Annotated in this window: 10 protein-coding genes; 5 read left to right on the forward strand and 5 right to left on the reverse strand. The window is 35.5% G+C overall.

The window, feature by feature from the left end:
• Positions 1 to 400 precede the first annotated feature (400 nt).
• Positions 401 to 3691: an AAA-like domain-containing protein gene (locus F6K23_RS14725; protein WP_293156578.1), complete on the reverse strand. Its 3291-nt coding sequence runs from the start codon at positions 3689 to 3691 to the stop codon at positions 401 to 403.
• A 512-nt stretch (positions 3692 to 4203) separates the two neighbouring features.
• Between F6K23_RS14725 and F6K23_RS14730 the strand changes: the two genes are divergently transcribed.
• The 4 genes from F6K23_RS14730 (at position 4204) to F6K23_RS14745 (ending at position 8584) form a co-directional block, all read left to right on the forward strand.
• Entirely contained in the window at positions 4204 to 5199 is a 996-nt protein-coding gene (locus F6K23_RS14730) for an aspartate carbamoyltransferase catalytic subunit (protein WP_293156581.1), read from the forward strand.
• Between the two features lie 1093 nt (positions 5200 to 6292).
• The gene (locus F6K23_RS14735) at positions 6293 to 6778 is read left to right on the forward strand and encodes a molybdenum cofactor biosynthesis protein MoaE (RefSeq protein ID WP_293156584.1); all 486 of its coding nucleotides are present in this window, start codon (positions 6293 to 6295) and stop codon (positions 6776 to 6778) included.
• Positions 6779 to 7233: 455 nt separating this feature from the next.
• Positions 7234 to 7890 carry a sigma-70 family RNA polymerase sigma factor gene (locus tag F6K23_RS14740; RefSeq protein ID WP_293156587.1) on the forward strand — a complete coding sequence of 219 codons (657 nt, stop codon included), beginning with the start codon at positions 7234 to 7236 and terminating at the stop codon, positions 7888 to 7890.
• A gap of 217 nt (positions 7891 to 8107) precedes the next feature.
• On the forward strand, positions 8108 to 8584 hold the full coding sequence (locus F6K23_RS14745; RefSeq protein ID WP_293156590.1) for an anti-sigma factor: 477 nt from the start codon (positions 8108 to 8110) through the stop codon (positions 8582 to 8584).
• Positions 8585 to 8817: 233 nt separating this feature from the next.
• Here F6K23_RS14745 and F6K23_RS14750 read toward each other — a convergent pair whose 3' ends face one another.
• Positions 8818 to 9006 carry a hypothetical protein gene (locus tag F6K23_RS14750; protein ID WP_293156593.1) on the reverse strand — a complete coding sequence of 63 codons (189 nt, stop codon included), beginning with the start codon at positions 9004 to 9006 and terminating at the stop codon, positions 8818 to 8820.
• An 885-nt stretch (positions 9007 to 9891) separates the two neighbouring features.
• Between F6K23_RS14750 and F6K23_RS14755 the strand changes: the two genes are divergently transcribed.
• Positions 9892 to 10494: a glyoxalase-like domain protein gene (locus tag F6K23_RS14755; protein WP_293156596.1), complete on the forward strand. Its 603-nt coding sequence runs from the start codon at positions 9892 to 9894 to the stop codon at positions 10492 to 10494.
• Positions 10495 to 11224: 730 nt separating this feature from the next.
• Here F6K23_RS14755 and F6K23_RS14760 read toward each other — a convergent pair.
• From F6K23_RS14760 to F6K23_RS14770, 3 genes are all read right to left on the reverse strand, one after another.
• Positions 11225 to 11773 carry a YqeG family HAD IIIA-type phosphatase gene (locus F6K23_RS14760; protein ID WP_293156599.1) on the reverse strand — a complete coding sequence of 183 codons (549 nt, stop codon included), beginning with the start codon at positions 11771 to 11773 and terminating at the stop codon, positions 11225 to 11227.
• Between the two features lie 320 nt (positions 11774 to 12093).
• Entirely contained in the window at positions 12094 to 13182 is a 1089-nt protein-coding gene (gene mltG / locus F6K23_RS14765) for an endolytic transglycosylase MltG (RefSeq protein ID WP_293156602.1), read from the reverse strand.
• A gap of 139 nt (positions 13183 to 13321) precedes the next feature.
• Positions 13322 to 13894 carry a DUF3727 domain-containing protein gene (locus tag F6K23_RS14770; protein WP_293156605.1) on the reverse strand — a complete coding sequence of 191 codons (573 nt, stop codon included), beginning with the start codon at positions 13892 to 13894 and terminating at the stop codon, positions 13322 to 13324.
• Positions 13895 to 14091: the final 197 nt, after the last annotated feature.

The raw sequence follows: 14091 nt of genomic DNA on the forward strand, positions 1-14091 counted from the left end.
TAAATTTATAGTGGCACAAACATTATTGAAATAGCAAGTGTTTATTAAAAACTTCACTGAATCTTCGTAAAACAGGCAAAAATCTAGTACAACTTTATAGTATCTTTATAAAATTTTCCCAAAATATCATCAATTTTTTTTAATATCAACTATTTTTCCGTAGCTTTACCGAATCTTTAAAAATTGGGATAATTTTTCAAACTTGCTAGGATAGGTTTTCTGCCATAGCGAATATGAAATGCAACGCATATTCTAATAGTAGAATGGGCAAAGATAAAGTTACAAAAAATAACCAATATTACTACTTCTACAAAAACACCATTTTCTTATAGCGGTTTTCGCTCTTGATGAACCACATCGCCATAACCAAAACCCTGTAGGGACGTTGCATGCAACGTCCCTACAGTGGTCTACTGAAATGAAAACCGCTGTAATCACAAAGAAGTCGATCGCTCTCACTGACATTAGGATTAGTTTGCAAATAATCATATACCTGTTTACAAGCTTCTATCAACAAATTATCCAGATTCAAATTCCATAAAATAATCTTGCCATTGACATCAGCAGAAGCTAACATCTGACCGTCTGGACTAAAACTTACACTTAAAACATTAGCTTGATGAGTATTCAAACTTTTGAGCAAAGTACCATCAAAATGCCACACTCTCAATATCCCATCTGTACTACCAGAAACCAATATCTGACTATCAGGACTGAAATCAATACTATTTACTTGCCCTGTGTGTATGAAAGTATGTAGAAGTTTTCCATTGGTTAACCAAATTTTGACAGTGCCATCACTACTCGCAGTAGCTATTCTCTGGCGATCAGGGCTAAACTTAATATCTCGAATTTCCGAACCATGAGCTTCTAAATTCAAAAGTAATTCTCCTTCATCGCTGAAAATTTTTACTGTGTTGTAATTAGCAATAGCTCTCATTTTGCCATCCGAACTCCAAACTGACAATTTTGATAGCTTTCCCTTTTTAATTCCCAATAATTTACCATTTCTGGTTTGCCAAATTTTGATAACTTTACCTTGACTAGCAGAATAAAGCTTTTTGCCATCTTTGCTAAACTCAATTTTGTAGACCGGAGAATTATGCCCTATTAATGGCTTCAACCTATTATCAAAGTTCCATAAAATTACAGCTTCGTCAGCACCAGTTGAGGCAATAATGTTTTCAGTAGGGCTAAAACTGACACCATAAACGGGAGCATTGTGTCCCTTAAAAACCTGTAGCAGCTTACCATCTAGACTCCAAAGTTTGACAGTATTGTCATAACCAGCAGAGGCAATAGTTTGATCGTCTGGGCTAAAACTGATACTCTGAATTAGGCCATTATCTCCTTCTATTATGTTGAGTGGTTCAAATTTTTTGTTTTGACGACTCCACAGAGCGATCGCTTTACCACTTGTAGATGCTAATAGTTGCCCATCTGAACTGAAATTGAGACTTTTAACTGAAGCATTATTGTTTTTTAGTGTTTGAAGTAACTTGCCGGTTCCTAGATGCCAAAGTTTGATAGTTTTGTCGCTTCCACCAGAAGCCAATAATTGACCATCAGGACTAAAACTGACACTTTCAACCCAACCACGATGTCCTCCCAGAGTTTGTAGTCTTTGACCATCTTCACTCCACACAATTACGCTACCATCTGCACTTGCTGATGCTAATTTTTTACCATCTGGGCTAAAACTGATATCTCTGACTTTGTGTTGATGCCCTACTAATGTTTGTAGTAATTTACCCTCAAGACTCCACAGTTTAATTGTTTGATCGTGGCTAGCAGAAGCAACTAATTGTTTATGAGGATGAAAACTAAGACTACGAACTTTAGCATCATGTCCTACAAATGTTTGCAACAATTTTCCTTGAGTATTCCATAGTCTAACTGTGCTATCATCACTAGCAGAAGCAATGAGTGTACCAGTAGGGTTAAAAGTGACACTAATTACTGTTCTTTCATGCCCATGAAGGCGGTTACGCTCTTTTGACAAGTAAATTCCTTGATGTAAAGCCATTATTACTCGCATTCTGGTATCTGCACCAACACCCCATGATTTTTGGAGTTTTTTTCCTGCTTTTATTTTTGCTATTAAAGCATCTAAACCACGGTCTGATTCAAATAGTGTTTCTGAAGAAATACTGAGCAAATTTAGTTGGATTTTTCTCTCGCTAATTAGCGATTTAATTAAAAATATACCTGTTAAAATAGCAAGAATAGTCATGGCAATACTGCTAAAAATAGCTATTCTTAGTCGTTGACGCAAAACTTTATTTATTTTTAACTGGGAACGCTGTTTTTCTTCTTTAAGTTCATTTTCTTGGCTAGCAGTTAAGAATTTATAGTCTTTGTTACTTAAACTTTTATTTGTTGCCCATAGTTGAGCATCTTGTAGTGCTTGACCTCTTAATAATCGAGATTTATCTTGACAACCAGAAGTCAACCAAGCTGTTATTGCTTCGGAATAGGGACGTAATTTTTCAAGTTCTTTTTCTATCCATTCTAAGTTAAATACTTCTTGATAGATGCGATTATAAACTTTTAATTTATTACCTCGTTTTACTATTAATCCTGATAAGCATAATAGGGTTTGTTCGAGGCTAGAGTCAGTATCAATTTCTCCCTTATTTAAAATTTGTTGATAAAGTCCTAATAATCTATTAGCTTTTTGTTCGTCGTTCAGGAGGCGATCGCTAATTGTTCTTAAATGTTGTGGTTCATCAATTGATTGCCAATTTTCAATTATTTTTTGTCTGACTAAGTTTTCTACAAAAGCAGTCTCTGGATAATTTATGTTTTTTTCTACTATCTTATTCAAAGATGTTACAGTATTTTTTTTGTCTGTATTTAATCCTCCATCGTTATTTTCAACTAACTCTATATCTTTTCTTTCTAGTGAAGATTGGGGTGAATATAACTGAATTAACCGACAAACTTTTTGAGTTAAAAATGGTTGTCCTCCCGTCCAATCCAAAACTGCTGACATTACTGCCTCAGAATCATTAACTTTTCCTATTAAGCCTAAAGTTAATGGTTGAATTTCATCTATGTGAAAACCTGTTAGTTCAATTGCTCGACCAATATTAAAAGGAGTACGTCGTTTATCCCTAATTAAATCTGAAGGGGTGGCAACTCCCATCATTACAAATGTTATTCGTTCATATTTTGGTTGATTTGCTCGTCTATTATTGAAATTTCTAATAACAGCAAAAAAATCGTCAGCACTAAAAGGTAAATTTAAGATACTATCAACTTCATCAACAAAAATTACTATTCTTTGAGAAACTTTTTTTAAGAGGAAATCATTGATAAAATTGTCAAATTTTTTGACTGGAGATAAAAATATATCTTGAGCATTCCACCAACTGTCGATATCAAAAGTATCGTCTAAATTTAAACTACTAACAATACTATCAATTATTCCTGCATACCATTGTTCATTAGTAATTTCAAAAGTACCAATCCCTGTCAAATCTACACTAGCACAAAGAATATCTTCTGCTTCTAATCTTTGAATTGTTCTAACTCTCAAACTTGATTTACCCATTTGTCGGGAGTTTAGTACAAAACAAAACTCACCTGCTTTAATTGCTTGATAAAGCTCTTCGTCAGCTTTTCGTTTAACATAACTAGGAGCATCATTGGGTAAACAGCCACCTAAATGATATTGGTAATTATTCATAAAAAAAATTAGGGGATAGCTACTTTTTTCTTATTTTTTTTTGTCATATTTTTTTTACGGAAAAATTCAGGTATAATACCAAGGGTGATAAATATTTGCTACAAATAATTTTCTAGGTGTTAGGTACTAGGTTCTAGGTTTTAAGTTTTAGGTGGATTATTAGTTATTTACTAGCCAGTTTATTTGTAACATTATTTTTTCAATTTGTATAAAGCCTCTCCTTTAAAGGAGAGGCTTTATACCTTAATTATTCGGTAATTCTTAATTCTTAATTTTTAATTCTAAATTCTTGAATAAAACTTTCTCTAGAACCCCTATAATATTAATCGAAACCAATTAATTAATACCAAATTCAAGAAATATTATTACAGTAAAATCCGGGGGCAAAGGATTGGAAAATTGGCACTTGTTCTCTCTCATAACTAACACCTAACACCTAGAAATAAACCACTGTAGCAATATTTTATGAAAATGGTATAACTGATAATCATCTCACAAAAGTTGAATCGAAAATGTCTACAAACCTCTGGACTCGTCGTCATATTTTATCTCTGGCAGAATTTACACCCAATGAATATAATATTGTATTACAAACAGCAGCTAGTTTTCAAGAAGTTTTAGGTCGCAGGATGAAGAAAGTGCCTGCATTACAAGGTCAAGTAGTAGCAAATTTATTCTTTGAACCTTCTACACGCACCCGCAATAGTTTTGAACTAGCTGCTAAACGTTTGTCTGCGGATACTCTAAATTTTGCCCCTGGTACTTCTTCTCTCAGCAAGGGGGAAACTATCCTGGATACAGCAATGACCTATCTAGCAATGGGTACAGATATGATGGTCATTCGACATCGTGATGCAGGAGTTCCGGCAGCGATCGCTTCAGAAATGGATCGCAATGGTTCTGGAGTGCGAATTCTGAATGCTGGAGATGGTCAACATGAACACCCTTCTCAAGCTTTACTTGACTTATTTACTATCTGTATGTTGTTAGATTCAACTCAACCTAGAATAGAACTTTTGGAGGGAAAAAAAATTGCTATTGTAGGAGATATCCTCCACTCTAGAGTAGCACGGTCTAATATTTGGAGTTTTACGGCTTCTGGTGCGGAAGTACATTTAGCTGGAACACCTACTTTACTACCTAAATATTTCGCCGAATTTGGCAAAAATAGACCGAGTAAATTATTTGTACATTGGGATATTAAACCAGCTCTAGAAAAAGCTGATTTTGTAATGACCCTACGTCTCCAAAAAGAAAGGATGAGCGAATCTTTATTACCTAGTTTACGGGAATATCATCAATTATTTGGTATTACACGCGATCGCCTCAAACTTTGTCAACCAGGAGTCAAATTATTACACCCTGGACCTGTTAACCGAGGAGTAGAAATTAGTTCTGACTTAATGGATGATCCCCAGTTAAGTTTAATTTCTCAACAAGTCACCAGTGGTATTGCTGTAAGAATGGCTTTACTATATCTTTTAGGTGGAAGCAAAACAGAATCTTGAATATAGCAATTACCATACTGGTGAATTACAAAATTATAGGTTTTATACCAAATTGATAAATGTTTACTACAAATAGCTAGGATATTTCTTATTCCTCACTCCTCACTCCTCACTCCTCACTCCTCACTCCTCACTCATCAGGAGTCGTATGGGAATTGCTTTAATGGTAGTTTTTAGGTCTAAATTTATCTTTTTAGTCCAAAAGGTATCTCCTTTGACATCCTCCCGACGCTGCACTTGCGTGACAGCGCGGGATTCCTAACCATCGCGCTCTTAGATCTTTCTGCTTCAATGCACCTGCCTCCAAGGCCGAACCTTTTTCTGGTCTTACGGTCGCTCCACAGACTGACACTGCTAGCCCAGCAGCCATATTTCTAAGTCTAACACACTATTGACATGCGCCGCAAAATTGATTGGTTTTCATGCCCTAGCTCCCCTTCGGGAGAGCGCGGGTCTTCAACCAACCTTGAGATAAAGTATTTTAATTGCTCTTATTATTCGTAAAATACTTTTTTCACCCTTGGTATTAAAGAATAAGGAACAAGCAACAAGCAACACAAGAGGAGAAATAAATGTGTACCATTCTCTAAAAAATGCCATAATATGGCAGTAATATTTTCTTTTTGTAGAAAGACACTTTATCTATATTTTGAATTATGCTTAAGTTGATAAATACCAATATATACTGCTGAATATAAATAATTATACTTAATTTTTATTACATAAAGTAATTTTATTTAATAAAACAAAAAGATATAAAAAATCAAAACCGAAGCACTAAATAGCTCCATAATAAAAGTAATAAATATTTTTTTTACTCTTTAATTATTCTCTAACAATATGGAAATTTTGCTATGATTGATATAGTTTTTATCTTTTCTGTGCCGGGTTTAATACCCCACCGTCAATGGGGCGCTGAAAATTGTTTATGGTAGAACAATCTTGGGACAATTCTTACTCCCACCTCTTCTAAATTCCCATTTCTCCTGACTCCTGACTCCTGACTCCTGACTCCTACCCCTACTAAAAGACTTTTTCAGCAAGCCCTAATTCTAAATTCTAAATTCTAAATTCTAAATTCTTGAATGATATTATGAATTATAATTTAAAAGTACCTTTATCTACCAAACTAAAACAAGAACAAGATAACTTTGCTATTACTATAGCTCCTTTATCTATTGCTGAAATCTACACTTTAGCCGATAATCCTGCTAATGGTGCTGTAGTAGTAATGAGTGGAATGGTTCGCAATCAAACAGACGGTAAATCTGTAGTTACCTTAGAATATCAAGCCTATCAACCTATGGCCATCAAAGTTTTTGAGCAGATTTCTACAGAAATTCGTAGTAAATGGCCAGAAGTTGAGACCGTGGTCATTCATCACCGAGTGGGACGTTTAAAAATTGGTGAAATCAGCGTGTTAGTAGCCGTTGGGTGTCCACACCGTTCAGAAGCTTTTGAAGCTTGTCGTTATGGCATTGATACTTTGAAACATACAGCTCCTATATGGAAAAAAGAACATTGGGCCGATGGTTCGAGTAGTTGGGTTAGTATTGGAGCTTGTGAAGAGCTTTGCTAAGTTGGCCGCTTGTACGTTGTAGGTAGGGTAAGGTGCATCCCCTGGGATTATGTATTCTTGATTTGACTATTCCCCGCAGCTGTTGCCGAGGGGATTCTAAGTTGATACTACGCAACACCGATAAATCCTTGTTGCTTCGTTTTCTCATGATTCTGACCAAAGATATATTCTCTGGGGACAAGTCAAAGTGCCCCTACACAGTCAGCATAGCGTCTAAACCTAGCTTTCTGTTTACTTTTGTCTAAACATTATAGCAGTCGAAGAAAAGGGCGCGGACATATCAAAAGCTCAAAACTCGGACAACGCAAGCTTTTTCCTTCTTCTTTCTTGTGCTACAACAGATTTCCCGACCGCGACTATTCTCCAACGAAAATTAATAATTGGGAACTTTATAAAATATTTCTCGTCCATTGGAATTAGAGCTAATTGACAAAACTATTGAGCCAATTCCGCTGATGAGTCAATATATATTTGTACCCTGGTCTAAAGTTGAACAAACCCTTTCGCAAGTGGAATTGCCACCTGAAAAACTCTCTAACTACGATCTAGTATTGCGCTGCCAACAAGGTAGTCGCCCAGATCGTGCAATCTTTGCAGAACTTCTACATCGATACCAACTCCATGTAGATAAAATTTTGTATCATTTAGCCCCCGAATGGCAAGACCGCTCAGATTTGGCTCAAGAGGTTTGGATTCGTGTATACCGTAATATTAAAAGATTACAAGAACCAGTAAAGTTTAAGAGTTGGCTGAGTCGTATCACAACTAACCTGTTTTATGATGAGTTACGGAAACGAAAACGAGTTACCCCTCCTTTATCATTAGACGCTCCTCTGGCCTTAGATGATGGTATTATAGATTGGGAAATTGCTACAAATACTCCAGGGCCAGAAGAAGAGTTAACTACACAAGAATTTTATGATTATCTGAGGGATGCAATTTCCCAATTACCAGAAGTCTTTAGGGTAACTATTGTCTTGAGAGAAATAGAAGGTTTATCTTATGAAGAAATTGCAGAAATTACTGGAGTTTCTCTAGGCACTGTCAAATCAAGAATTGCTAGAGCTAGGCAAAGATTACAATTACAACTCCAAAAATATCTGAATATTTGAAGGATTTATATATAAAAGGATTTATATATAATAAGTAATTGATTTTTGAGTAAAAATTTAGTCAAGATAAATCTCTAACTACTAATCCAATTTAATCGAGTAGAACAACAATAATTCAATTGGCTTTTTGATAAAATATTAAGGTTTTCTGTGGTTGGAATATGAGTAAAAATGTTAATTCAAATAACTTAGATAATCAATTTCAGGCTGTAAAAAAATGATGGAACAAGAAAGGTTTGAATTAGTAAGTGCATATCTAGATGGTGAAGTAACTCCATCACAACGTAGAGAAGTAGAACTTCTACTTGCTAGAGATCCAGTTGCCAAACATCTCTATCAAAGACTACTACAACTACATTCTGAATTTCAAAGAATGCCAATAGATATCAAAGTACAACCTGTTGATATAACAGTCGATCAAGTATTTGATAAAATCGACCGTAGATCGAAACGGAAATTTGTCTTAGGTGGTACTGCTATTGCGGCTCTATGTATAGCATTTATATCGGGAATAATCTCAAATAGTCGGACTAATATTCTGCAGCTAGCTGAACATTCTAATTCTGAAACTGTACAAATTGCTTTAAATGAGCCTGTAATAGAAATAGTGAATCCTAATAATGTGATGTTAACTATAAACGATCCAGTACTTCAAATTCCTCAACCTCCAATTTCACCAGTGAAAAATCAATAATAAGATTATAAAATTACCAGTAGGTAAGCAAATTATATTCCTTTAATATGACTATTATATTTATGTATAACTTTTACTATACTTAGAAGTGGAAAGGTTGATCAAAATAATTGGGTCTTTAACCCCGCCTTTTAAGGCGAAATATTTTTGTAGGGTTACTCAAAATCCTCGTAACAAAAATAACTTATGACTTCTGTACGTCGCCAATCCGACGGTTCCCCTATCTGACTTCGTCAATGGTTTGTCCAAAATCCACTAGGCAGTAATTTCCCACCAAATAAATTAACCTTTTCTGGTAACATTAAATAGCTCCAGACAGTCCATAAGTATTCTCCATTAAGTCCAAAAGTATCAATTTTTTGTCTCTGGTAATCATTTCCTGTTTGATGGCATTCAGGATGATAATCCTCTAATCGATCCAAATCTAGCAAAACCTCTGGATTTCTGAATGATAAGATAAATCCATATAGTTCATAAAAATATAGTCAAATATGACATATCTTTCGGAACGCAGGTTTTACTTTGACGCTTGTGTTAGCGTAGCTCCTCCGTTTTCGCAGCATGACCTAGGAAAGGAGGCACCACAAAACCACGCCAGTGGTGTGACTGTCGGGGAGCCCGCAAGGGCGCACTAGCTTCTCTATCCCATGGTCAAAAACATTTGGGACTACTTTTTCTTTTCCTCTTTTTTGATGATCTCCCTGATTCAATTTTTGCTTGGTCATAATACAGAGGCTTGGACGTAGGTTCTTATGTATCTAGAGGTAGCGTGTCATTCGGTGGAATTTCACCCTATTTAACTCAGATAGTTGACTCTTGAGGGTATTTAATCTTTCATTATCACATACATTGTTAGATTATGTCAATATTAGCCCTAATTTCTGGAGACCATATGACTATATTTGTGTTGAATGTTTATGATACATTCATATCTCCTCTAGTTATCGCTGGATAGCCAAAAGGCAGTTAATATAACAGACCATTAGTTATTGCCGGAAAAGCATCCACAACATATTCAGCACAATAGGATTTTTAGTTTGCCTCTCCTGGTTTAAGAGTACCGTAGACAAAGACTTGAATATATTTCACATAATGACTTCTCAAGAAATTACCTTCTAAAGACAAGTAAAAACTACCAGATGCTGTGTAAAACAATCTATCTATTGGTTACATATTGAAGCTACTGAAAGGGCGTTTGCTGTTGAGTACTACTAATATTCTATAATATTATAGTAAGGTTAAACTTAAATAGAGTTTGCGCTAAGACCACAAAAATTAATCAATCGTAATTCTTAATATCTGATTAGATGATGTTAGTAGTAAATATTATGGCTTTTCTGCTCCCCCAGTTAACTTTAAGCGCTTTTTTACCAGAGTTACCACTTGATAGTCTATTTTCTACTCAAGGAATAATGGTAATGCTACTAGCAGCTTATGCTGTAGCTATGTGGATGTTTCTTACTAGCGCCCCGAAAGTTCACACAATCATGGTTTCAGATTTAGCCCTTGCTCAACAGTTTTATGAAGGAATGCTGGATTTACCAGTAGCAGAAGTACCTTTACATTATTATTATAATTATGAACAAACATTAGGTGCAACAGGTATAGATCCACTTTATTTATCAAGTGATTATTCCAGACCAAGCACTACTAACCAAGGAACAGGAGTTTCAGATGGTCTGTGGTATCAATTGATGAAAAACACACAGGTACATATTATTAGTGGAGCAAGTCTTGGTACAAAAAATAATCAACGCCATGTTTGTTTTGATAAAGATTGTTTAGAACAAATATTAATGCGCGTACAAATGCGAGGTATTAAATACAAAATTAGAATGGAGAGACCCCTGAATTTATTAGTTAAAGACTGGAATGGTCGAATAATAGAAATAGCTGAAGTCAAAAACTAAAAATATAGCCGTTAATAACGGCTTTGAGAAGAAATAAATTCCACCTCACAATAATATTAATAATCTTAAAATTATCGCCCTTAACCTATTGTTAAAGAACCGTTCAGCACTCAGCACTCAGCTTTGTTCATTTTTTTTGACGTTTAGAAGGGGATTTCAATCAGAGCTGCTAAAAGCTGATAGCTAGTTAATTATTGCTCTGCTGATTAAATCTAAAAGTATTTACAGATAAAGGTTTTAGTCTTTTTGGGGTCGAATTGCAGTGCCTAGTTTTTAGCTCTTTATGCTCAAAAAGGAGCGTATTTTAGGCGCATAGTTGGGCAGAAAAATCATTCTTACAATTGTTACTCCTACCTCCTCGCTCATCCCCATTTCTCCTGTCTCTTGTCTCCTGTCTCCTGCCTCCTGCCTCCTGCCTCCTGTCTCCTGTCTCCTACCCTCACCCATAAGACTTTTTCAGCAAACCCTAATTATTGCTCTGTTGATTAAATCTAAAAGCATTGACATATAAAGACAAGTGCCTTTTTGGCGTCGAATTGCAGTGCGCTTGTTTCAGTCTAAAACGCTCATGGATGTTAGTATTTTACGCAAGAGTTGGGCAGAACAATCTTGGGACAATTCTTACTCCTAGCTCCTCGCTCATTCCCCGTTCCTCCTGTCTCCTGTCTCCTGTCTCCTGACTCCTCCTTACTTAACCAATCTATATATAAGTGTTTAACCGGATTTGATATTATTTCTTATTTCCAGGCATTAAACGATAGGCACTCATACTTAAAGATGCTCCTAGAAGTTGAGAAACCCAGATTTCAAAAGAGCGAACTCCGTAATTAGGAAATTCTGAGCCAATATTAGATATAGGTTCAACTAGAATAGTAAACATTCCTAAACGATTTCCTGCTAAAACATCAGTAAATAAGCGATCGCCTACCATTGCAACCTGTTCTACTGGTAAGTTCATCGCATCAACAGCTTTTTTTAACTTACGACGAGAAGGTTTACCCGCTCCAGCAATATAAGGTATATTGAGAGACTCGGCAATGCGACTTATTCTATATTGGCTCAGATTATTACTTACTAACCATAGACTTGTTATAGTCCTAATTTCTTCTACCCATTCACTTAATTCAGGAGAAGTGTTACTGTCACGAATTGGCACAAGAGTATCATCTACATCTAAAACTAAACCTTTAATTTGATGTTTTTGGATAATTCCTGATGTTAGGCTTAAAATTGAGTTCCCTAAAACTAAATCTGGCTGTAAAAGTTTACCCCAAGACATAAAATTAATATTTATTATAATAACAATAATTTTAAATAAATAAGTTAAAAGTCAAAAGTAAAATATTAGCGCAGTATCAATAAAATACATCAAAGTTATTTATTCATAAACTGCTAATTTTGACTTTCTTACTCATCAAAAAAAACAAAAAAACTACTAGTGCAGGATGGCGGAAATAACTAACCAGTTACAAAATCCTAAAAAAATTACAAATCAAAAATGATTGACTGTCAGATGTGCGTCTTACATTCTGAGGACACCTCAGAATTACGCACTCGATGCATGAATTCTGACTTTGGAGTTCCGCATAGCGACACTAGCTACTGAGATGATAACATTCTTTCTACCTCTGCAATAGCAGCCTCATGTTCTGCAGCAGTACGACTGAAAATATGAGTACCATCATACCTGGCCATAAAATATAAATATTCAGTATCATCTGGATTAAGAGTTGCTTCTAAACTTGCTAAACCAGGACTAGCAATTGCAGTTGGTGGTAAGCCAATATTAAGATAAGTATTATAAGGAGAAGGAGTTTCAACCTGACGATAGGTAAGAGGTTTCTCTTTTGTTTGACGGATACCAAGGCCATATTCCACTGTTGGGTCTGCTGCTAACCTCATACCTTTCTTCAAACGATTATTAAATACACCGGAAATTACACCTCGCTCCTCAGAAACTACAGATTCTTTTTCTACAATACTCGCCAATGTCACCCACTCATGGAGGTTCAAATTTTCGGCATTATTCAGATTTTTCTGATATACAGGTAATGCAATTTTTTCAAACTGCCCTAACATTTGATTAATAATAGCTTCGGGAGTATTTTTTTGTGCTTCTATCTTATAAGTATCTGGGAATAAATAACCTTCTAAGTGAGGTATATTACTTGGTAACCAGGGAAATTTATCATAAGGAATATTTCTAGTAGCAGCAATAAAATCAGCAGCAGGAAAAAATTCTCGAGCTTCTAAATATTCAGCCATTTGTTGAATTGACCATCCTTCACGAATGGTATAGCTGAGTTTAACTACATCTCCCTCTAGAATTTTATCTGCGATCGCGCTGAGTGGTTCTGTAGGTGATAATTTATAAGTTCCTGCTTTAAATTCTAGATCGGGATTTTGTATTCCCAACCATTTGACCCAGAAATTCCAAGCTGTTGCAGAACGAATAATACCAGCAGTTTCTAAGTCTTCACCTATTTGTTGACCATAAGTTCCCACTGGAATTGTAATTGTTACAGCATTTTCTTCTGGAGACTGAGTGGATGATGTGTTTGTCACTAGTGGTCCACTAACCCAACTCCACCAGGCCCATCCCTGCCAAGCGAAAATACCACAGCTTACAGGCAGAATGGCCAAATAGAACAGGGCACGATTAGAAATTAGTTTAATACTGTTTCTCATTTGATTAGTTAATACTTTATCCTCAAGGTTCTCTTAGCTGAGTTTGTAGCAAAGATGATTCTAATGGTTATTCTAGAGCATAATTTTAAATCTAAATATTTGATTAAATCATCCTAATTTGCTCAAAATTCCAAAGAGTCTATTCCATATCATGGAAAAGTTGATCTTCTAGCATTGATTGAACCATTGGCTGAATTTCCTGAAACTCTTCTTCTGAAAGCAATTCTAGTTTTCCATCATTGCTTTTACGAGCTGGAATTAAAAATGGGTCTAATGGTGTATATATTGCGTATTTCTGGTCTTTATATAAAAAAGTGGCCAATTCTTCGTAATATTCACCTTCTTCATCATTTTCATCTACTTCATCTAGTTCATCTTCATCCCATTCTGGTAACTCCCCAGTAACAGTTAAAGTTATAGCTGTTCTTTGAAGTGTGAGGTTTTGTTCTTCAAGTACGACTTTGGCAGTATCAAAAATTCGATCAATTTCCATCTCATCACCTACAGGAATAGTTGCTTGGTCTAAATCTCCTTGTGCCCAAGTAAAGATTTCTATAGGTAAGTCTACTGGTAATAACATTACATACTCTTGGTTATCTAACTCCATAGAATACTCTACGGTACAACATAGCGATCGCTCTGCCTCATCAGTTAAAGTGACATAAGTTTCTGGATATTGTCCATTTTCTTGTGATTCTGGGGATGAATACATTTTGGGTATTTTGATGATTTGTTCACTTTAGTAGTGATCTAAGTATAGATAAATTCTGTTCATTAAGCTTCAAACAAGGTCTAAGAGATGGAGTTTTTGTTGATTACCAGTAAGCAGATTTTTAGATTCTGCTAGATAATTACCGAAAAATTGTGGGTATGCGCCTCCCCTTTTAAGGGGATAATAAGCGGTCGTTT

The sequence above is a fragment of the Okeania sp. SIO2C9 genome (genome assembly GCF_010672455.1).
In the GTDB taxonomy this organism is placed as follows: domain Bacteria; phylum Cyanobacteriota; class Cyanobacteriia; order Cyanobacteriales; family Microcoleaceae; genus Okeania.

Bases quoted from the DNA above. Each gene is read 5' to 3' on its own strand.
- F6K23_RS14770 (WP_293156605.1), bottom strand. From the start codon at position 13,894: ATGTATTCATCCCCAGAATCACAAGAAAATGGACAATATCCAGAAACT.
- F6K23_RS14760 (WP_293156599.1), bottom strand. From the start codon at position 11,773: ATGTCTTGGGGTAAACTTTTACAGCCAGATTTAGTTTTAGGGAACTCA.
- F6K23_RS14755 (WP_293156596.1), top strand. From the start codon at position 9,892: ATGATGTTAGTAGTAAATATTATGGCTTTTCTGCTCCCCCAGTTAACT.
- F6K23_RS14735 (WP_293156584.1), top strand. From the start codon at position 6,293: ATGAATTATAATTTAAAAGTACCTTTATCTACCAAACTAAAACAAGAA.
- mltG (WP_293156602.1), bottom strand. From the start codon at position 13,182: ATGAGAAACAGTATTAAACTAATTTCTAATCGTGCCCTGTTCTATTTG.
- F6K23_RS14730 (WP_293156581.1), top strand. From the start codon at position 4,204: ATGTCTACAAACCTCTGGACTCGTCGTCATATTTTATCTCTGGCAGAA.
- F6K23_RS14745 (WP_293156590.1), top strand. From the start codon at position 8,108: ATGATGGAACAAGAAAGGTTTGAATTAGTAAGTGCATATCTAGATGGT.
- F6K23_RS14725 (WP_293156578.1), bottom strand. From the start codon at position 3,691: ATGAATAATTACCAATATCATTTAGGTGGCTGTTTACCCAATGATGCT.
- F6K23_RS14740 (WP_293156587.1), top strand. From the start codon at position 7,234: ATGAGTCAATATATATTTGTACCCTGGTCTAAAGTTGAACAAACCCTT.